Consider the following 20240-nt stretch of genomic DNA (forward strand, 5'->3'; position numbering starts at 1 on the left):
GGTAATACCACAGGAGATCGGGGATCTCCTTGTAAACCAAGGCTTTAGAGATAGTTTAACGGATAGGGCTTTGAGCATTGGGCACTGGGCGCTGGGCACAGTTGATCACAACCCAGCGCTCAGTGGTGCTCAGTGTTGTTCGCCTTTAGGCGTATAGGGAAGGATTTTCCCCACCAGTGGTAAAACTAGAAGGTGAGGTGGGGTGGTTTTTATGGGTCTTTTCGGCCGCATGCATTGGGCGTTAACTTTTTTCATACCGGTGGTTCTCGGCATCGCCATCGCGATGTGGGGACTCAATTCCAACCTGCCGCGGATTTTTTTCATCGTCGGTTTCATCTTTGTCCTCGTCATTCTTCCCGGAATCTTTATTCTGCTCAAAATCTTGGGGACGCCCCTGGAAGAAGAAGAGGTGACGCTGGTGGGAACGACCGGCCGGAACCAGGTGCGTTTAATGCAGGCCACCGGGGACATCAACTCGGTAACCGATAGTTCCCTGCTGAACGCGGTGCGCGGAGGATTGGTCCAACCGGGAACTAAACTGCGTATCACCAGGCGCGGCGACATTATTGCCGCCTGGAAGCCTCTCAAGGCTGCGGACGCGGATCCGGAGTAAAGAGCTCGGTGGAAAGGTAACGCTCCCCGCCGTCGGGAAGGACGGCGACAATCAGCTTGCCCGCATTGTCCGGGTGCGCCGCCAGCTGCAGGGCGGCCCGGCAGGCCGCGCCCGAGGAAATGCCGGCGAGCAGCCCTTCTTCCCTGGCCATGCGGCGGGCCATGCTGATAGCGTCATCGCCGGTGACCGGGATGATCTCGTCAATCAGCTCTGCGTCCAGGACTTCGGGAATAAAACCAGCCCCGATACCCTGTATCTTGTGGGACCCCGCAGGCCTGCCCGAGAGGACCGCCGATTCGGCCGGCTCCACGGCCACCACCTTGAGCCCCGCCTTTTGAGCCTTTAGAAACCTGGCCGAGCCTGTAATGGTCCCGCCCGTTCCCACCCCCGCCACGAAGATATCCACTTTTCCATCCGTGTCGTTCCATATTTCCCGGGCCGTGGTGCCGGTGTGAGACGCCGGATTGGCAGGGTTCTTAAACTGTCCGGGAATGAAAGTCTTCTTAAAGCTCCGCGCCAGTTCCTCGGCGCGGAGGACCGCCCCACGCATCCCTTCTTCCGCCGGGGTCAGGACGATTTCCGCTCCGTAGGCGGCCAACAGCTTGCGCCTCTCCAGGCTCATGCCCGCCGGCATGGTTAGGATCAGCCGGTAGCCCCTCACGGCACATAGCCAGGCTAGGCCGATACCGGTGTTACCGCTTGTGGGCTCGACGATGACCGTTTCCCTGTCGATCAGGCCCCTTTGCTCCGCATCGTCGAGCATCGCCAGAGCCGGCCTGTCCTTAACGCTGCCCCCGGGGTTGAAGAATTCAAGCTTAACCGCCACCGTGCCGGGCAGGCCTTCAGCCAGGCGCCGCAGCCAGACCAGCGGGGTTTTGCCTATCAGGTCGGTAAGCGATTCGTAGATACGCACGTCGATCACCCTTAATTATTCTGGCGCTGAGCATTGGACCTTCTATGTCAATACCTAATTTTAATAACCCTGATTAGGCCGCCCGTAAGGCGTGCCGCTCCTTGGCTGCCAGGAATAGAGCTTCATCATAGGGGGTGTTGTTAAGCCACATCGCATAGATAATACGCATCCAGACACTTGCGAGACATCTGAGGGCTGTGGCGTGAGCCTTACCTTGTGCGCGTTTAGCATCATAGTATTCACGTGCCCAGGAAACCCAACGGATACTCTGCATCGCCAGTTGGTACATCACGTTCCTAAAGGGTTTAACACAGGATTTTCGCGGACGGGCATAAGCATACTTGCCGCTTTGAAACAGAACCGGTGTTGTACCCGCTAGGGCCTGTACGGCCGGTAGACCGGGATAACGGCTCCGATCATCACCCCACTCCGCCAGGAGCCGTGGCGCCACCCTTACTCCCGCTCCGGGAAGGCTGGCAAAGATCTTGTAGTCGGAGTGGCTCTGAAAAAGATCTTGAATGTCCTGGTCATAACCCTTAATATCGGCCTGCAAGTTCTTGAGTCGGGTGACCAAGGACAGCATCAGCCGCGCCTTCGCCCGTGTAGTGGCCGCATTAGCCTCCAATTGAGGCTCGTGGAGTTTCGTCCAAATCGCCACAGCAGTCTTGTTGGGCTGAGGATGCTTGTGGGTCTTTAGAAAGACAGCGATTTCTGGTACCGATGCTTCTAGGGCTTTTTCTAAGGTTGGATAGGCCTGCAAAAAGTCCAAAAAGATAGGAGTATTAGCGTGAGAGAACAGGTCCAAAGCCACAGGGTAATAGAGTTTTAAACAAGCGATTAGCTTGTTAGTGAGACGGGTTCTCTCCTGGATCAGGTCATCCTGGTCCCGGGTTAGCATCTTGAGTTCTTCAATGATCGCGCTATCGGGCCGAAGCTGGCGTAAGTAAGGTAGTTCAGCTCGGCCAATATCGGCCAGCAGACGCGCATCAAGCGGGTCACTTTTTGCCCCGGATGGTTTGCGCCGATGATCGACCAGCTTGGGGTTAACCGGATAGACGGCAAAGCCATGTTCCAAGAGATATTGGATAAGAAGACCTTGACTTGTTTCAACGATACAAGCAACATTTGCGAGATCTTGGCCGGCTAGCTTGAGAAGTTTACGACCCAACTCATCAAGCCCCGGACGGGAATGTTTGACCGAAAAATCAGCTAGCATCCTTGCTTTGTCGTCAATTACCACCACCTGGTGGGTAGCGTCTGCCCAGTCGATACCGGCGAAGATCACTGATAATGGCAACTCCTTTCCCAAGTAGTCCCAACGTGGTGTTGTGGTCAATGATCAGCCCTATCCAGCAACGGTGCTCGAAGCACGACCCTTCTATGGATCATAACGCCACATTAAGCTCGGGGAAGGCAACTCCAATGCAGGCAATCGAGTTGCTGGCGTTGAGAGGCCTTTCCCCGAAACGTTGGGTACTGGGTAATACCACAGGAGATCGGGGATCTCCTTGTAAACCAAGGCTTTAGAGATAGTTTAACGGATAGGGCTTTGGGCATTGAGCGTTGAGCGTCTGAGATACTTTAGGATGGGATTCGGTGTAACCGAATCCCTTTCCTAGATTAATCCCAGTGCCCAGTGCTCAGCGCCCACTGCTATTCTCAGCGCTCAGTACCCAGTGCACAGTGCTGGTCTGGCAAGACCATGGTGCCGACGCCTTCGTCCGTAAACACCTCCAGCAGGATCGAGTGAGGGATACGGCCGTCGAGGATGTGGGCCTGCCTTACGCCTCCCGTGATGGCGTCGACGCAGCAGTCGATCTTGGGGATCATCCCGCCCGAAATCACGCCCCGTTCCTTGAGAATGGGCACTTCACTTACTTTCAGGGTTGAAATGAGGGAAGCGGGGTCCTCCCTGTCGGCCAGGATGCCTTCCACGTCGGTGAGAATGACGAGCTTATCCGCGCCCAGCGCGGCGGCAAGGCGGCCGGCCACGCTGTCGGCGTTGATATTGTAGCTTTCGTTGTCATCCCCCACGGCCGTGGGAGCGATTACCGGGATGTAACCCTCCCGGAAAGCGGTGGCGACGATTTCGGGGTTCACGCGGGCGATCTCCCCGACAAAACCGAGGTCAACCTCTTGCGTGCCGCCGTCTTCCTGTTCAACGAAAACTTTCTTTTTAACCGCCTTAAAAAGGTTGCCGTCCTTGCCGCACAGCCCTATCGCCTTCCCGCCGAGGCGGTTGATGGCGGCGACGATGGACTTGTTGATCTTGCCCACCAGGACCATCTCGACTATTTCCATAGTGGCCTTGTCGGTGACCCGCATACCGTTGACAAAGGTCGATTCCAAACCGACCTTCCTGATCATCCCGGTGATATCGGGACCTCCGCCGTGCACAATCACGGGGTTCATTCCGACGAACTTCATCAGGACGATGTCGGTGAGGACTGCTTCCTTAAGTTCGTCATTGAGCATGGCGTGGCCGCCGTACTTGACGACGACGATCTTCCCCCAGAACTTCTTGATGTAGGGCAGAGCTTCAACCAAGATGCCCGCCTTTTCCAGCGCCGTGCGCATCACATAGCCTCCCAAAAAAAAGAAATCAGAAGCATGCGGTCGGAAGTCAGAAGCGTCGAGTCAGACCTCTGATGTCCGACGACCGATGACCGTTACGTCCGGTACGATGCGTTTATCTTAACATAATCATAGGAAAGATCACAGCCCCAGGCTACAGCCGACCCGTCGCCCTGCTTGAAATCAACGGTGACGACCACCGGGTCGCCCGCCAAGATCGCGCTGGCGCGGGCCTCGTCGAAAACCAGGGCCCGGCCCCCGGCCGCGACGGGCAGGTCTCCCAGATAGACATCGAAGTCATCGGGGTCGAACCTGGCGCCCGAATATCCTGCCGCGCAGACGATCCGGCCCCAGTTGGCGTCCCGGCCGAAGACAGCGGCCTTGACGAGATTGGATGAACAAATCGCGCGGGCCGCCAGCCGGGCGTCCCTCGCCGTGGGCGCGCCTACGACGCGGACCTCCAGCAGGGTCGTCGCCCCCTCGCCGTCGCGGGCGATGGCCTTGGCCAGCCTGATGCAGACCTCGTCCAGGGCCCGCTGGAAGACGGCGTAGCCCGCGGAGCCCGGTTCCAGGGGTTCGTTGCCGGCCAGGCCGTTGGCCATCACCACGAGCATGTCGTTGGTGCTGGTATCCCCGTCCACGCTGATCATGTTGAAAGAGACCTCGACGGCGTTACGCACGGCGCGCTGTAAGGCTCCCGGCGCGACGGCCGCGTCGGTCGTGACGAAGGCAAGCATCGTGGCCATATTCGGATGGATCATGCCCGAACCCTTGGCCATGCCCCCCAGCGTCACCCTCGCGCCGCCCAGCGTGAAGGAAACCGCGGCCTGTTTGGGGACGGTATCGGTGGTCATGATCGCCTCGGCGGCGGCGGTGCCGCCCGTGGTCCTCAGTTCGGCTACAGCCAGCGGTATCCCGGAGGCGATCCTGTCCATGGGCAGGCGTTGACCGATAACACCCGTCGAGCTTACCAGGACCATCTCCTCCGGCAGCCCGAGGGCCCGGGCGCACAAGCTTCCCATAACGCGCGCGTCGTCCAAGCCTTCCCGGCCGTTGCAGGCGTTGGCGTTGCCGCTGTTAATGATGATGGCCTGCGCCTTCCCGGAGGCCACGCGGGGCATCGTCACGAGCAGCGGCGCAGCTTTGACCTGGTTGGTGGTGAAGACGCCGGCCACGCCGGCCGGGACGTCCGACACCAGGAGGGCCAGGTCCTTCTTGCTCTTCTTGATGCCGGCGCTGACCCCGCTGGCCCGGAAACCCGCGGGAGCAGTTACACCGCCCCCGACAAACACAAAGTCACTCACAGTTCCATCCTCCATAAAAAAGAGGTCTGAGGCCAGAAGTCAAAAGTCGGTTTCCGGCCTCTGATTTCCTTCTATGGATAAAGACCGGGGCGGTCGAGCCCTTCCGTCTCGGGAAAGCCGAACATGAGGTTCATGTTCTGCACGGCCTGCCCCGAAGCGCCCTTGATCAGGTTGTCGATCACCGAGAGGACCACGGCCCGGCCGGTACGGGGGTCGGCGACGATCCCGACGTCGCAATGGTTGGAGCCGGTGACGGCCTTGGTCTGCGGCAGCACGCCGGGCGGCAGGACGCGGATGAAGGGCTCGCCGCGGTAAAATTCACGGTAGACTTCATACAAGCCGGCGGTATCGACATCGCGGGCCAGGTTGAAGTAGACGGTGGCAAGGATGCCCCTGGTCATAGGCACGAGATGCGGGGTGAAGGAAACCGTCAAATCTTCGCCGGCCAGGAGGGAAAGCTCCTGCTCGATCTCCGGGGTGTGGCGGTGAATCCCCACGTTGTAGGCCTGGAAGTTCTCGTTCACTTCCGCAAAGTGGACCCGCAGCGAAAGCCCGCGTCCGGCGCCGGAAACCCCCGACTTGGCGTCGATGACGATGCTGCGCTTGTCGACAAGGCCGGCTTTGAGCGCCGGGGCCAGAGCGAGGATCGACGCCGTCGGGTAACAGCCGGGGTTGGCCACGACCTGCGCCCCGGCGATTTTGGCCCGGTTGACCTCCGGGAGCCCGTAAACGGCCGCGGCCAGGATTCCGCGCTCGGTGTGCGGCACCTTGTACCACTGCTCGTAGACACCCCCGTCCGTAAGGCGGAAGTCGGCGCCCAAGTCGATCAGTTTCTTGCCCCGGCCGACGACCGCTCGGGCGACGGCCATGGCGTGCCCGTGAGGGAGGGCGGTGAAGATGACGTCCGACTTTTCAACTAACTTGTCAAGGTCCAGTTCTTCGCACTGGTGTTCAACGTGCGCCGCCAGGTGCGGGTAAACGCCGCTGTACGGCTGTCCTTTGTAAGTGCGCGAGGTGAGGCCGACAAGGCGGACGCCGGGATGCGCGAGGAAGATCCTGACGAGTTCCGCGCCGGTGTACCCGGTCGCGCCGACGATACCGACGTTGACCATTGCAAACACACATCCCTTTTAGCTCAACCCTAACGGATTGAGCGGTAGTCGGCAGTTGGGCTCCCCTGCACTCAACTCGAAGACCCATTACATTTAAAGCTAACCGCTAATCTTCGAGACGCAGATAGTCAGATCCACCTGCAACTTGGCTCTCTTTAGTTGAGTGCGGGGCCGTTCGGGAATTGCAGATTTAACCGTAAAGTTTTAGAAATAATGCTTATAATTATACGATCATCTGTATAATTATGCAATACCAAAGTGGCCCCGTGTTTCTTTTTATACGAGCGTACAGTTCGTGCGGGCCTCGCCCTCGATTTTCAACGCGTACCCGCAGAACGCGCATTCCCCGCCCTTGAGATTGACATCGGTAACGAGATATCCCTCTCTTTTAATGACCGTCTCTTTGCAGTTGGGACAGTAGGTGTCATTGGCCTTCCCGTCCCGCATGTTGCCGATGTAAACGTAGTTCAGCTTGCTCCGGGCGATTTCCCAGGCGCGGCGCATGGTTTTTTCCGGTGTCGGCGGGAGGTCCATGCGGTAGTTGGGGAAGTAACGCGAAAAGTGCAGGGGGATGTCGGGGTCGACCGAGGCTATCCAGGAGACAAGTTCCTCTACTTCCTCCGGGCTGTCGTTCAGCCCGGTGACGAGAAGAGTCGTCAGTTCGACGTGACAGCGCTTCGCGGCGGTCTCCACCGTTCTTTTCACGGGTTGCAGGAAGCCGGCGCAGACTTTGCGGTAGTAGTCGTCGGTGAAGGCCTTGACGTCGATGTTCATCGCGTCGACATAAGGCAGGAGCTTGTCGAGCGGTTCGGCCTCCAGGTAGCCGTTGGTCACCAGGACGTTCTTGAGGCCGGCCTCACGGCTCAAGACCGCGGTATCGTAAACGAACTCGTACCATACCGAGGGTTCCGAGTAAGTGAAGGCCACCCCGACGCAGTGGCGGGAGCGCTCCTCCGCCGCCACCTCGACGATCTGTTCGGGAGAGACCTGAGTGCCGTGCGGCTCCCCGTGCGCGATCTCCCAGTTCTGACAAAAACGGCAATGCAGGTTGCAGCCCATGGTGCCGACCGAAAGGATCCAGTGGCCCGGGTAGAACTGGTACAGGGGCTTCTTTTCAATGGGGTCCATGGCGAAGGAGGTGACCATGCCGTAGTTGGCGGCGACCAGCTTGCCGTCAACGTTGCGGCGCACCCTGCAGACCCCGGTCTTGCCGGGGGCGATCACGCACCGGTTGGGGCACAGGAGACAGGAAACCTTGTTGTCGTCGCGGCCTTCGTAAAACTCGGCGTGCCTCATAAAGCACCTCCGGTGCCGGCGTTGTGCGTTGTGCGTTGGGATTATTTGAGGGGATTCAGCAAGCTGAATCCCTTTCATTACAAACCTCAGTGCTCATTGCCCAGCGCTCAGTGCTATTCTCAGAGCCCAGTGCTCAGCGCACAGTGCCCGTGACGCGCTCAGAAACAAGGTTCTATAAGGTACATAGGCAACAAATTCAACCGGAAATGACCGCGCCTTGAGCATTATTTGTAGCGCGTCACGGTGAAGCGTTCGAGCGCCACCTCGTCGTCGGGGCCCAGGCCCGCCTTCTCCTTGGCGATGCGCACCTGTTCCTCGGGCGTGTCGATGCCTTCCAGGTCGGGCAGCAGGAGCCCCGAGCGCCCCCTGCCCCGGACGATGACCCCGTACCTCTTGGGGTCCAGGTCGTCGAGGCTGTCGACCTTTTCGGGCTCGCCCAGGACATCGACGGAGTATTCGAGCTCGTCCAGTTCGTCCGCGCGGACAGGGTAGAAACGGGGGTCCCTGGCGCCGGCTGAAACGGCGTTCTCCATGACCTCCTCGACGATGGAAGGGGTCGCGGGTTTAACCGTCCCGATGCAGCCCCGCAGGGCGCCGCCCTTCTTGACGGACACGAAGACGCCGGCGGGGCGCCGGAATTCGGGCGGAACCTCTCCCGGGTCGGGCCGCTTGTCGATGCCCCGCACCCAGTTCTCCAGCGTCTGGCGGGCGATGCGGACGAGGTAGCTCTCGTTGGCGCGGCGGACCTTCACCTTCTCCTCCCTCACCTTAAGCAGGTCCGCGAGGATGGCCCTCCGTTCGTCCTTCGGCCCCGGCTCAAGGCCGGCCACCATGTAACCCACCCCGAAGGGGCCCTCGTAAGAAAGGACCTCGCTGCGCGACTGGTACCCGTCCAGCGCCCCCAGCATCATGATGATGGGACGCAGGCCGCACTCCCCGGCTTCCTCGCACAAATCGTCGCTCAGTTCAAAAACGGCCCGCAGGTTGTTCTCCCGGAAAATGCGGACAATCTCCGCGTCAAAAACCTTCCCCCGCGGGCTGAAACCCGCCGGCGCATCGACCGTCAGCCGGTGGGAGAGGTCTCCGCTGGCTACCAGGGCGACCTTCCTGCCCAGCGCCTCCGCGGCGCGGCGGACGGCGATGCCGAAGGAATAAAGCTGGTGGTAGGGAAGGAGCCCTATCGATACGGCCAGGAACCGTCCTTCCCATCCCGACCGCTTGATCCAGTACATGGGGGCGACGATACCGTGGTCCATCTCCGTGCTGACCCGCCCGGGATAGTTCCTGGCCAGCCGGTCGTTGACCTCGACGATCAGGAGCCTGAAGTCTTTGCCGCGGGATTTAATCCCGGCGGCCAGTTCCAGGTCGGCGGGCTCGTCCATGTAGACCTGGGGGGCCCCGAACCTCGCCAGGTCGCCCGCGGCTCTTTCCTCCACGTTAATGCCGATGGCGTCGCCGAAGACCGGCCCGTGCGGCGAGATCATCACCAGCGTTTCCGCGCCGCTGGCCTTGATCCTGCGCCCAAGCTCGAGCAGCGCGTCCTGGGTGGCCTCAACTTTTGCGCTTTCTTCACGCCCTACCTCGGGTACCATGATGGGGGGATGGGGCACAATCCCGCAGAAAACCATGCTCATTCCGGCCCCTCCTCAATCTGGTAAATTTTAAGCTTATTCTACCCGCCGGAACAATACTTATCAACGAAAAGGACATTTCCCCAAAAACGTAAAAGCCGCCTCAATCGACGGCCGGATCAAAAAACCCTGTTAAACAGCAAGCCCTTAGACGGACCACCTGCAAATTCCGGAAGCAAGCGCGTTGAACGCCGAAGCAAAATGATATTTCTTGTTCTCGGGGTGTTCTTCAAGTTTGTCACATACCCTGCCCATCAAGTCGATGCCCCCGATCGCCGCGATCACTTCTATCTTGGCCCGGGTGATGAGAATCCAGTACAAACTCCTGTCCAGGGTAATCTCTTTGGTTTCCAGGCTGCAAAGCGCCTTTCGGTAATTCTCAAACCACTGGACGCACTTCGGGTCACGGAAACAAAATTCGGATATCCCTTCGTTGCTGCGTGCGTTCCTGTATTCCTTGAGGGGGTCAAGCAATGTTTCAGCCAGTTTCTCGACTAACTCTTCGCCAAAATACCCTTTGCCATCCATTATGCTCATCTCCCCTTTTAATTTAATTCTAAATAAAAAGTGAAGGCAGGAGAAGATTTTTTTCCCCCGCCTCCACGCCGAATGCGACAACGCGGTCTTCTTTTCCGCTTGGCGACAGTCCGTTGTTTATTTCGGCAACATCGTCGTGAGGGGCGCCAGGCCCATCAGCGATCCGTTGGACACCGAGCCAAAACCAAAATCGTCCGAATAACCGCTTTCCCCGTGCTGGGTAAGATCCAAACCGGTTTCCTCCTCCTCTTCGGTGACGCGAAGAGGCATGAACAGGCCAACCAGTTTGAGAACGAGGAAGGTTGCCAGGCCGACGAAGGCCCAGGTCGCAAGAACACCGATCGCCTGCGCGCCCAGTTGGGCCGCGTTGCCGTAAAAAAGACCGTTGACCCCCGCCCCGTTCACCGCGGTGGTGGCAAAGAGGCCGACGGACAACGAACCCCAGGTGCCCGCGATACCGTGAATCCCAAAGGCGTCCAGCGAATCGTCGTAGCCAAGAGCCCTCTTCACGACGCTGACAGCGAAGTAACAGGCCACGCCGCCCACCAGCCCGATGATCACCGCCGGTCCCGGGGCAACAAAACCCGCCGCCGGGGTAATCGATCCCAGGCCGGCGATACAACCGCTGACCGCGCCAAAGATCGTCGGCTTGCCCTGGCGAAGCCATTCCGTCAGCACCCAGGCCAGGGCTCCCGCGCTGGCCGCGGTATTCGTCACCACGAAGGCGTTCGTGGCCAGGCCGCTTGCTTCCAGCGCGCTGCCGGCGTTGAAGCCGAACCACCCGAACCACAGCAGCCCGGCGCCCAGAACGGTCAGGGGCAGGTTGTGCGGCGGCAAGGGTCTTGTTCCGTACCCTTTACGCTTCCCAAGAACCAGGGCGGTCACCAGCCCGCCCACACCGCAGGCGATATGTACTACCATGCCACCCGCAAAGTCGACGACACCTAGGCCGCGCAGCCAGCCGCCGAGACCCCAGACCCAGTGGGCCAGGGGGTCATAGACAATCGTCGTCCAAAGAATAAGAAATAAGAGGAAAGCACTAAAACGCATCCTTTCGGAAAAAGCCCCGATCATGACGGCCGGGGTGATAGCCGCGAACATCAACTGGAAGACCATAAAAGTCTGGTGCGGGATCGTTCCGGCGTAATCCGGATTGGGAGCCTGGGTCACCCCGTTCAATCCAAGCCAGTCGAAGGAGCCGATGATGTGCGAAACATCGGGCCCAAAGGCCAGGGAATATCCGAAGAGCACCCACTGCACCGAAACGATGCAGAGGGTGATGAAGCTCAGCATAATCGTGTTCAAAACGTTGATCCTTCCGACCATGCCGCCGTAAAAGACGGCGACGCCGGGAACCATCAGCATGACCAGCGCGGCCGAAACCAGGACAAAGGCCGTGTCGCCGGTATCCACGGCCGGCGCGTCTCCCGCCGCCCACGCAGCGGCGGGCGCGGCCGAAAGAAGGATGCCTGCCGTTATTGCAAGACGCAACCATCTAAGAAACCCTGACATTTTACTAACTCTCCCTTCCTCATTCAACAATGAAAAAGGCCCCTAAGGAGAGTGCTTATTCTCTCCGCGGGGCATCATTGCCCGGGTGACCGCTCGATGGTCACTTGCTCAGGTGATACAGACTAAGCAAAGTCGAACCCATCCATGCCCCCCGGTAAAATCTACCGGTGCCGGTCGCTCCGTTGATCCCGTGCTTGCCAGGGCTTCCTGGATACCTGCGTCCAACCTGCTGCAGCAAGACGCTCACAGATTTTTTATGTAGCTCACCCCCTCATTCGAGATACGGTTTTGCCCGTACCTCCAAAAAAGAGAAGACGCCCCAAGACAGGCGCCTTCATCGGCTTTGATACAACACTGTATCTTGATGGATCTTTTAATTCTAATTACTAACTATTCTATTATACCGGTTGCCGGCACTGTCAATAGCATTATTCAACAGCCCGGCCCCTGGAAAAACTCGGTGAATGCGCCCGGCGAATTCCCTCGCGTCCGGCGACCGATGACTTATCCAAGGTACGCTTCCTTGACCATCGCGTTGTTAAGCAGTTCTTCCCCCGTACCCGACAGGACCATCTTCCCCGTCTGCAGGACGTAGCCGCGGTGCGCGATGTGCAGGGCCTTGCGGGCGTTCTGCTCAACAAGCAGGATCGTCATCCCCTGGGCGTTCAGGTCCTTGATCACGGTAAAGATGTAATCGACCAGGACGGGGGCCAGGCCCATCGACGGCTCGTCCAGCAGCAGGATGGTCGGCTCGCTCATCAGCGCTCGCGCGATAGCCAGCATCTGCTGTTCGCCGCCGCTCAAGGTGCCGCCCTTTTGCTTCCGGCGTTCTTCAAGGCGGGGGAAAAGTGTATAGACCCGCTCCAGGTTCCGGTTAATCCAGGCCCGATCCTTGATCCGGAAGGCCCCCATTTCCAGGTTTTCCTGCACCGTCAAGCGGGGAAAGATCTTGCGGCCCTCCGGCACGTGGGCCACCCCCCTCCCCGCCACCTCATGAGCCGGCAGGGAACTGATCAGCTCGTCCTGGAGATATATCGTGCCGTTCCTTGGTTTGCAAAGCCCGGAAATCGTCATCAGCGTGGTGGTCTTGCCGGCGCCGTTGCTGCCAATCAAGGTGACGATTTCCCCGGCCTCGACTTCCAGGGATACCCCTTTTAAGGCGTGAATCTGTCCGTAGTATGTATCGACGTTGGAAAGAGCAAGTACCGGCACTTCGCATGCCACCCCTCAAAAAGGATGTCAGAAGTCAGAGGTCAGACGGGGACGGATTAACCTAAGATTCCACTGAACTGACTTCGTTTTCTGACTCCTCATACTGCTTTTAAACAACCTGTATTTGCGGTTACAAAACCCAAGAGTATTAGTAGCGATTCCTCCGTCTGCTTCCTACAACCTAGGACGTTATCCATTCCAGCCCCGTACGACGTACGACGAGTTACACCGCTTCCTCGCCCAGGTAGGCCTTGACGACCTCCGGGTTGTTCTTGATTTCGTCGGGGGTGCCTTCGGCGATCTTCACACCGAAATTAAACACGGTAATGTGGTCCGAGATGCCCATGACCACCTTCATGTCGTGCTCGATGAGCAGGATGGTGATCCCCCGCTCGTTCCTCAACTTGAGAATAAGCTCGATCATCTCGTCGGTTTCCCGGGGGTTCATCCCCGCCGTGGGCTCGTCAAGCAGCAAGAGCTTGGGTTTAACGGCCAGGGCCCTGGCGATTTCCAGGCGCCGCTGGGCTCCGTACGGCAGGTTCTTAGCCAGTTCAGACTCCCGCCCCGAAAGACCGACAAACTCCAGAAGGCTAAGAGCCTCTTCCAGCGCGTATCGCTCCTCATCACGCACCCGCCGAACGTTGAAGATAATACCGGGTAGGCTGGCGTGCAGGTGCAGATGCATCCCCACCAGGATATTCTCGGCTACCATCAATTCCGGGAACAGCCGGATGTTCTGAAAGGTACGGGCGATGCCGCAGGAAGCCGCCTTTTCAGGCGTTACCCTGCTCAGGTCGCGGCCGTCAAAAATGATCGTCCCCCGGTCAGGGTTGTAGTAGCCGCTGATCATATTGAAAAAAGTCGTCTTGCCGGCGCCGTTCGGCCCGATAATGCTGACAATCCGGCCCGCTTCGAGGACGAAGTCAACCTCATCGACAGCGACAAGACCTCCAAAACGCTTGGTAACCCCCGTCGCCTTAAGCAACGTCAATGTCTTCACCTCGCGTTTCGCCCTTGGCTTTCAACTTCTGAACCCTTTCTTTAAGCAGTGCCAACTGGCGCTTAGCAGGCAGCAGGCCCTTCGGACGAAAGACACACATCGCGACCAGAATGGCGCCGAAAATTAACCGCTCGTACTTTGCAGGGTCAAGCTGGGAAGGAATGGTGACAATCCCCTTCAGCGAGAGCTGTCCCAGGAAGTCGGAGAACTCCTTGAGAACCTGTAACTGCAGGACCACTACAGCGACCGCCCCGATCACAGCGCCGGCAACGCTGCCCATGCCGCCCAGGATGACCATGGCCAGGATGCCGATGGACTCCATAAAGGAGAAACTGGAGGGGTCGATGAAAGTCTGCTTGGCCGAAAAGATCACGCCCATAACCCCGGCGAACGAAGCACCGCTGGCAAAGGCAAGCAGCTTCATCCTTACCAGCGGGATACCCATACTCCGTGCGGCCAGCTCGTCCTCACGGATCGCCGCCCATGCCCGGCCGATACGCGAGTTGTCCAGGCGGCGGGCCACAATCAACGTCACGATAATGATGATGAGAACCAGATAGTAATAGTGGATGGGCTGGTTTAAAACCAAACCGAAGAGTTCCGGCGGCTGGATCGGGGTAAGCCCCTTCGGGCCGTTGGTGATGTTCACCGGCTTGTCCAGGTTGTTGAGGACGATGCGGATGATCTCCCCGAACCCAAGGGTAACGATAGCCAGGTAGTCGCCACGCAGGCGGAGCACCGGGAAACCTAGCAGTACGCCGAAGATGGCGGCCACAATCAGCCCCAAGAACAGGAAGGGCCAGAACCACATCCCTGAGAGAGGAAAATGGGCCCAGGAAATGAAGTTACTGGCCTGAGAGGTGGCAAAGATAGCGTAAAGATAGGCCCCGGAGGCATAGAAGGCCACGTACCCCAGGTCGAGCAAACCCGCAAAACCAACGACGATATTAAGGCCTATGGCCAGGGCCACGTAAATCCCCACCTGGGTCACAACGTCCAGGTAGTAGACGTTCTCCAGCCCGATAAGCGGCATCATTACGCCCAGCACTACCGCTGCGACAAAGATCTTGACATGGACGGGTACGGGCATTTTGTACAGGACCAGGACCGAACCCATGAACAGCAGGAAGGCAATGGCCGACTGTGGGTTAAGGAGGAAGAACAGGTTGGCGAAAAGGATAAAGGCTGAAGCCATGACCAACTGCGCCCGGCTGTCCTGAAGCTGTGCCGGCAAAGATATCTTGCGCATCTATATCTTCTCCCTCACTGCTTCGCCTAAGAGACCGCTCGGCTTGAAAATGAGCACCGCGATCAGGATGACAAAGGCAAAGACGTCCTTATACTCAGCCCCCATGGCTCCGTTGGTGGCCACCCCCAGGAAGGCAGCGCCGAAGGATTCAAGAAGCCCCAGGAGCACACCGCCGAGCATGGCGCCCGGGATATTGCCGATCCCGCCCAGAACGGCGGCCGTAAAGGCCTTAATGCCCAAAATAAAGCCTACGTATGGATGAACCAGGGAATACTGGGCGGCGAAAAGCGTCCCGGCTGCCCCGCCAAGTCCCGCTCCGATAAAGAAGGTCAGGGCGATAACCCTATCGACATTGATCGCCATAAGGGCCGAGGTCGGCTTGTCCTGCGCCACGGCACGCATGGCCTTGCCCCACTTGCTGCGGGTGACGAACAGGTGCAGGCCGATCATCATCACGACGGCGGCGAGGATAACGATAAGCGACTTGACAGGGAGCTTCAGGTTGGCCGAGAGGGCGATATTGGAGGTGAAGAGGGTGGGAGCGGTAAGATAAAAGGCGTTCTTCCAAAGTCCTTCAACCAAACGGACCGCGTCCTGGAGAAAAAAGGAAACGCCGATAGCCGAAATGAAGGGCACGAGCCGTGGGGCCATCCGGACCGGCCGGTACGCGATCCTTTCAATAGCCACGCCAAGCAAACCGCTTAATACCATTGCAATTATCAAGGCAACCAAAAGGGCGACCGGTGCGGGTAGACCCTGGAGGTAACCCATGGCTTGAAGAAAAAGCAGGACCTCCGTCCCCGCAAACGCGCCCACCATAAAGACTTCACTATGAGCAAAATTGATAAGTTCCAGAACCCCGTAGACCATTGTATAGCCCAGGGCCACGACGGCGTATACAAAACCAAGGGTCAGCCCGTCCACCAGGATCTGCGGCAAAACGTGATAGAATTCTTGCATAAATTAGAACTGCAGACCTCCCCCCAAACCAATGTAAAAACAGTACGAAACAGCATAAAAAGTAAGGTAAAAAAGGCCGGCTTTACTCAAGCCGGCCTTTTTTCCTCAACACAACCAGCTTCAGCTCTTACTTCTTCAAGAATTGGCCCGCTTCGATCTCCATTACGATCGGGGCCGGGAACTTGAGTTCCTTGAATTCGTAAACGAAGACCTTGGCGTCCTTGTTGTCGCCCTTGTCGTCGAAGCTGACGTTGGTGGCGACACCCTTGAAGCCCTGGATGGCGCGGACAGCTTCGCACACCTGCTGGCGCGAAGGCTTCTTCCCACCATTATTCTCGATGGCCTTCTTAATTCCTTCCAAAGCGACATTCATCGCGTCGTAGCCGTAGGCCGCAAAGCTTCCCGGAGGCGCCCCGAACTTCTCCTGGTATTTCTGAGCCCAGGCCTTGCCGGCCTCGGTCAGCGTCACGTCGCCGGCGACAGAGGTGCAGAAGACGCCCTTCGCAGCCTCACCGGCGATTTCGATAACCTTCGGGTCGTACATGCCGTCCGGACCCATGAAGTAAGCCTTCAGGCCCTTTTCCTTGGCCTGCTTCGCCAACAGCGAGCCCTCCGGATACATCCCGCCGAAGTAGATGAAGTCAGGCTTCGCGGCCACAGCCTTGTTCAGAACGGCGCTGAAGTCGCTTTCACCGGCGGTGATGCCTTCGTAGCCGACAACCTTGGCGCCGAGCTTCTCAGCCTGAGCCTTGAACTCGTCGGCGATACCCTGGCCGTAAGTAGTCTTGTCGTGGATCACAAAAACGGCCTTGGCACCAAGAGTCTTGACAGCGTACTCAGCGCCGACCGGCCCCTGGATGTCGTCACGGCTGACGATACGGTTGACAACCGGCAGGCGGCGGTCGGTAACGGCCGGGTTGGTGTTCGCCGGGGAGACCTGGCATAGGTTGTCCTTTACATAGACCTCGGAAGCGGGGATAGCCACGCCGGAATTCAGGTGGCCCACCACGGCCAGGATGTCCTTATCGGTGATCATCTTCTGCGCCACGGCCACGCCTACCTTGGGGTCAGCCTGGTCGTCCTGCGGAGCAAGCTCCAGCTTAAAGCCCAACGCCTCGAACTCAGCCACACGCTCTTCCAACGCCATCTGCGCGCCCAGCTTGATCGGTTCGCCCATCCCGGCCTGAGCACCGGATAACGGAGACACGGTCGCGATCTTGATGACCTCGAGCGCGGCTTTGTCGCCGCCGCTCTTGTCCCCGCCGCCGCCGCAGCCGACCGCGAACAGCGCGACCAAAGCAACTACCAACACCAGAGCCAACAGTTTACCCTTCCCTCGCACTTTCCCAAACACCCTCCCCAAATAAGATTTTAGATTGCAGTGATAAAGGCCCCTTGTGAAACACCTGCCAAGGAGCCTCTTCGCCCCGTAACGCCCGTGCATCCGGCTTCGCTAACCAGCCAAGATCTCTATGTAATGTATACAAAAGACAGTATACAAAACCCGCACATACAAAAAGGGCTCTTCGGGAACCCCGCTCCCAAGAGCCTCTTTGCTCTGCGCCTTTCGTCAACTCAAGCGCCCTTGCTTGGCAATGCATGTACTTCATAAAAACAGCGCAATCGGATTCTTTTTAGAATTTTTGTTTAATTATACAGACCAGGCAAACCCATGGTCAACATAAATTTTAACGTTGTCCATCAGCTTACTGCAGTATGTCATCGAGCGGATGACAGCTGAGGCCGTGGGCCTCAGCCACGCCGGGACAGGTTACGCGGCCGGCGACCACGTTGACCCCGCCGGCGAGTCCCTGGTCCTCCTGCACAGCCCGGCGCCAGCCCTTGTTCGCCAGGGTCAGGACGTAGGGCAGCGTCGCGTTGGTCAAGGCCAGGGTCGAGGTGCGCGGGACGGCCCCCGGCATGTTCGCCACCGCGTAGTGCACCACGCCGTGCTTGACATAGACAGGGTTCTCATGCGTCGTCGGGTGGTCGATAGTCTCCACCGAGCCGCCCTGGTCGATGGCGACGTCCACGATTACGCTCCCGGGCTGCATGGCCTGCACCATGTCCTCGGTAACCAGGTGCGGGGCGCGCGCGCCGGGGACGAGGACGGCGCTGATGAGCAAATCGGCGTCCTTTACGGCGGCGGCGATGTTGAAGCGGTTGGAGGCCAGCGTCTCGACCCGGCCGTGGAAGATATCGTCGAGGTAATTCAGGCGGCCGATGTTGTTGTCGATAACCGTGACCCGCGCGCCCATCCCCACCGCGCGCTTGAGGGCGCTGGTGCCCACCGTGCCGCCGCCGACGATCACCACGTGGGCCGGCGGGACGCCCGTCACGCCTCCCAGCAGGACGCCCTTGCCTCCGTGCGGTTTCTCAAGGAAAGACGCCCCCACCTGGACGGCCATGCGGCCGGCCACCTCGCTCATCGGCATCAGCAGCGGCAACCCGCCGCTTCGGCTCCGGATGGTCTCGTAGGCGATGGCGATGACCTCGCTGTCCATCAGGGCCCGGGTAAGCTCGGGCTCAGCCGCCAGATGCAAGTAGGTGAAGATGACCAAGCCGGGGCGGAAGTAACCGTATTCCGGCGGCAGAGGTTCCTTGACCTTGACGATCATCTCGGCCCCGGACCAGACCTGGGCTGCGTCCTTCATCAGCTCTGCGCCGACGGCCGCGTAGTCGTCGTCGCCAAACCCGCTGCCCATGCCGGCCCCGCGCTCGATCAGGACGCGGTGGCCGGCCCTGACCAGCGCGTCGACCCCGGCCGGGGTCATCGAGACCCGGTTTTCTTGCGCCTTAATCTCCCTGGGAATGCCGATAATCATTTGCTTGAGAGCCTCCTTCTAATCCTTCGGTAAGCGTCAGACGGGCCGTTCTTTTCGCGGAAGAAGATGAACGGCCTCGCCCGTAACGTCGTGCGCTGCTTCCCCCAGTGCTTCGGACAAAGTGGGATGGGCATGCAACATGTGTGCTAGGTCGCCGACCCTTGCGCCAAGCCTAACGGCCAGGGCCCCTTCGTGGATGAGCTCGGAGGCGTGCGGCCCCAGGATATGCACCCCGAGAACCCGCCCGTCCTCGCCCGCCAGCACCTTGACCAAGCCGTCCTTCTCGCCCTGAACCTGCGCCTTGCCGTTGGCCGAGAAGGGAAACCGGCCCACCGCGTAAGGCACCCCCCGTTCCCGGGCCCGGTCTTCGGTCAGTCCCACGCCGGCCAGTTCCGGGCGGGAGAAGATGCAGTAAGGAACGCTTTCGTAATCCGCCTCGCGGGCGCCGCCGAGAGCGTTGTCGGCGGCCGTCAAGCCCTCGTGCATCGCCACGTGAGCCAGTAAGAGTCCGCCGATTACGTCTCCCGCCGCCCAAATCCCGGGCACGCTCGTCGCCATGGTCCGGTCCACCTTGATCCCCGCCCGGCTGTGCGCGACGCCGAGGCGCTCCAGGTCGATCCCGCCGAAGTTCGGCGTTCTTCCTGCTGCCAGAAGCACCCTGTGCGCTTCCAGAACACTCTCGCTCCCGCCGGTTTCCGACAGCCGGAGCAAAACCCGGCCTTCATCCGTTTCCCAAACCTCGGCCACCCGCGTCGAAACCCTGATGGCGATACCCGACCGCTTCAACAGGAGCGCCAGCCGCTGCTTCAGTTCCCGGTCGACCCCCGGAAGGATTTCCGGCAGCACCTCGACAACCGTTACGCTCGACCCCAAGCCGGCGAAAAGCGTAGCCATCTCAATGCCGATAACGCCGCCCCCGATGACGGCCAGCGAAGGCGGCACGTCACGGACGGCGAGCACCCGGTTGCTGTCCAGGACCAGCGGGGAGCCGATCCCAGGAACCGGCGGAGCGACCGCCCTGGAACCGGTGGCGATGATCAGCCGGCCGGCCTCTATCTCCCGCGCCCCGCCGGGGCCGGCCACCCTGACCCGCCCCGGCTGCAGGATTTCGCCCCGGCCCGCCAGGACCTCGACGCGCCGGGCCTTCATCAGCTGTTCCAGGCCCTTGACGAGCCCGTCGACGACCGCGTCCTTGCGGTCTACCGCGGCCCCGTAATCGAGCTCGACGCCGGAAACCTTGACCCCGAAGGCGGAGGCCCGGCGCACCGCCGCATATATTTCCGCCGTCTGCAGGAGGGCCTTGGTGGGGATACACCCCCGGTTCAGGCACGTACCGCCGAGGCGGTCACTCTCGATGAGGGCCACCCTCGCCCCTTTTTGGGCGGCCCGCACGGCGGCCGCGTAGCCGGCCGGCCCGCCTCCGATCACGGCCAAGTCGAACAAAGACTACACCCCATTTCTGTCGTCAGTCGCCGGTCGTCAGACATCAGTATTAAGCATTG

Annotated in this window: 17 protein-coding genes; 1 reads left to right on the top strand and 16 read right to left on the bottom strand. The window is 59.6% G+C overall.

Annotation, left to right across the window (positions count from 1 at the left end):
- Positions 1 to 211: 211 nt before the first annotated feature.
- Positions 212 to 613 carry a hypothetical protein gene (locus ACPV0M_RS08920; protein WP_425620305.1) on the top strand — a complete coding sequence of 134 codons (402 nt, stop codon included), beginning with the start codon at positions 212 to 214 and terminating at the stop codon, positions 611 to 613.
- On the opposite strand, the gene cysK is transcribed toward ACPV0M_RS08920, so the two are convergent.
- The 16 genes from cysK to lpdA all read right to left on the bottom strand — a co-directional run bounded on the left by cysK (position 585) and on the right by lpdA (position 20181).
- Positions 585 to 1526, bottom strand: coding sequence for a cysteine synthase A (cysK, locus tag ACPV0M_RS08925; RefSeq protein WP_425620306.1), 942 nt, complete (start codon positions 1524 to 1526; stop codon positions 585 to 587). The two genes, ACPV0M_RS08920 and cysK, sit on opposite strands and share 29 nt — an antisense overlap.
- A gap of 73 nt (positions 1527 to 1599) precedes the next feature.
- Positions 1600 to 2811, bottom strand: a complete 1212-nt coding sequence (locus tag ACPV0M_RS08930) for an IS110 family transposase (RefSeq protein WP_425620304.1) — start codon at positions 2809 to 2811, stop codon at positions 1600 to 1602.
- Between the two features lie 374 nt (positions 2812 to 3185).
- Positions 3186 to 4103 (bottom strand): acetylglutamate kinase, encoded by a 918-nt coding sequence (gene argB / locus ACPV0M_RS08935; RefSeq protein WP_425620307.1) that lies wholly within the window; start codon positions 4101 to 4103, stop codon positions 3186 to 3188.
- Between the two features lie 92 nt (positions 4104 to 4195).
- Positions 4196 to 5404: a bifunctional glutamate N-acetyltransferase/amino-acid acetyltransferase ArgJ gene (argJ, locus tag ACPV0M_RS08940; protein ID WP_425620308.1), complete on the bottom strand. Its 1209-nt coding sequence runs from the start codon at positions 5402 to 5404 to the stop codon at positions 4196 to 4198.
- A gap of 71 nt (positions 5405 to 5475) precedes the next feature.
- Complete coding sequence (argC, locus tag ACPV0M_RS08945; RefSeq protein ID WP_425620309.1) at positions 5476 to 6516, bottom strand: N-acetyl-gamma-glutamyl-phosphate reductase; 1041 nt, start codon at positions 6514 to 6516, stop codon at positions 5476 to 5478.
- Between the two features lie 276 nt (positions 6517 to 6792).
- On the bottom strand, positions 6793 to 7812 hold the full coding sequence (gene amrS, locus ACPV0M_RS08950; protein WP_425620310.1) for an AmmeMemoRadiSam system radical SAM enzyme: 1020 nt from the start codon (positions 7810 to 7812) through the stop codon (positions 6793 to 6795).
- Between the two features lie 224 nt (positions 7813 to 8036).
- Positions 8037 to 9446, bottom strand: a complete 1410-nt coding sequence (gene amrA, locus ACPV0M_RS08955; RefSeq protein ID WP_425620311.1) for an AmmeMemoRadiSam system protein A — start codon at positions 9444 to 9446, stop codon at positions 8037 to 8039.
- A 144-nt stretch (positions 9447 to 9590) separates the two neighbouring features.
- On the bottom strand, positions 9591 to 9971 hold the full coding sequence (locus ACPV0M_RS08960) for a hypothetical protein (RefSeq protein ID WP_425620312.1): 381 nt from the start codon (positions 9969 to 9971) through the stop codon (positions 9591 to 9593).
- Between the two features lie 126 nt (positions 9972 to 10097).
- A complete protein-coding gene (locus ACPV0M_RS08965; protein WP_425620313.1) occupies positions 10098 to 11492 on the bottom strand; it encodes an ammonium transporter in 1395 nt (464 codons plus the stop codon).
- Positions 11493 to 11996: 504 nt separating this feature from the next.
- Positions 11997 to 12704: an ABC transporter ATP-binding protein gene (locus tag ACPV0M_RS08970; RefSeq protein WP_425620314.1), complete on the bottom strand. Its 708-nt coding sequence runs from the start codon at positions 12702 to 12704 to the stop codon at positions 11997 to 11999.
- A 223-nt stretch (positions 12705 to 12927) separates the two neighbouring features.
- Positions 12928 to 13695, bottom strand: a complete 768-nt coding sequence (locus ACPV0M_RS08975) for an ABC transporter ATP-binding protein (protein WP_425620315.1) — start codon at positions 13693 to 13695, stop codon at positions 12928 to 12930.
- The gene (locus ACPV0M_RS08980; RefSeq protein WP_425620316.1) at positions 13682 to 14953 is read right to left on the bottom strand and encodes an ABC transporter permease subunit; all 1272 of its coding nucleotides are present in this window, start codon (positions 14951 to 14953) and stop codon (positions 13682 to 13684) included. The genes ACPV0M_RS08975 and ACPV0M_RS08980 overlap by 14 nt, the downstream gene beginning before the upstream one ends.
- Positions 14954 to 15913, bottom strand: coding sequence for a branched-chain amino acid ABC transporter permease (locus ACPV0M_RS08985; protein ID WP_425620317.1), 960 nt, complete (start codon positions 15911 to 15913; stop codon positions 14954 to 14956).
- Between the two features lie 127 nt (positions 15914 to 16040).
- Positions 16041 to 17225: a branched-chain amino acid ABC transporter substrate-binding protein gene (locus tag ACPV0M_RS08990; RefSeq protein ID WP_425622175.1), complete on the bottom strand. Its 1185-nt coding sequence runs from the start codon at positions 17223 to 17225 to the stop codon at positions 16041 to 16043.
- A gap of 394 nt (positions 17226 to 17619) precedes the next feature.
- The gene (gene ald / locus ACPV0M_RS08995) at positions 17620 to 18738 is read right to left on the bottom strand and encodes an alanine dehydrogenase (protein WP_425620318.1); all 1119 of its coding nucleotides are present in this window, start codon (positions 18736 to 18738) and stop codon (positions 17620 to 17622) included.
- 36 nt (positions 18739 to 18774) lie between these two features.
- Positions 18775 to 20181: a dihydrolipoyl dehydrogenase gene (lpdA, locus tag ACPV0M_RS09000; RefSeq protein WP_425620319.1), complete on the bottom strand. Its 1407-nt coding sequence runs from the start codon at positions 20179 to 20181 to the stop codon at positions 18775 to 18777.
- Positions 20182 to 20240 lie beyond the last annotated feature (59 nt).

The sequence above is a fragment of the Desulfosceptrum tomskiensis genome (assembly GCF_049818055.1).
Lineage (GTDB): Bacteria > Bacillota > Desulfotomaculia > Desulfotomaculales > JASEER01 > JBFLVT01.

Coding starts and splice junctions, on each gene's coding strand:
- ACPV0M_RS08920 (WP_425620305.1), top strand. CDS start 212: ATGGGTCTTTTCGGCCGCATGCATTGGGCGTTAACTTTTTTCATACCG.
- argB (WP_425620307.1), bottom strand. CDS start 4,103: ATGCGCACGGCGCTGGAAAAGGCGGGCATCTTGGTTGAAGCTCTGCCC.
- argC (WP_425620309.1), bottom strand. CDS start 6,516: ATGGTCAACGTCGGTATCGTCGGCGCGACCGGGTACACCGGCGCGGAA.
- amrS (WP_425620310.1), bottom strand. CDS start 7,812: ATGAGGCACGCCGAGTTTTACGAAGGCCGCGACGACAACAAGGTTTCC.
- amrA (WP_425620311.1), bottom strand. CDS start 9,446: ATGAGCATGGTTTTCTGCGGGATTGTGCCCCATCCCCCCATCATGGTA.
- ACPV0M_RS08960 (WP_425620312.1), bottom strand. CDS start 9,971: ATGGATGGCAAAGGGTATTTTGGCGAAGAGTTAGTCGAGAAACTGGCT.
- ACPV0M_RS08965 (WP_425620313.1), bottom strand. CDS start 11,492: ATGTCAGGGTTTCTTAGATGGTTGCGTCTTGCAATAACGGCAGGCATC.
- ACPV0M_RS08980 (WP_425620316.1), bottom strand. CDS start 14,953: ATGCGCAAGATATCTTTGCCGGCACAGCTTCAGGACAGCCGGGCGCAG.
- ACPV0M_RS08985 (WP_425620317.1), bottom strand. CDS start 15,913: ATGCAAGAATTCTATCACGTTTTGCCGCAGATCCTGGTGGACGGGCTG.
- ald (WP_425620318.1), bottom strand. CDS start 18,738: ATGATTATCGGCATTCCCAGGGAGATTAAGGCGCAAGAAAACCGGGTC.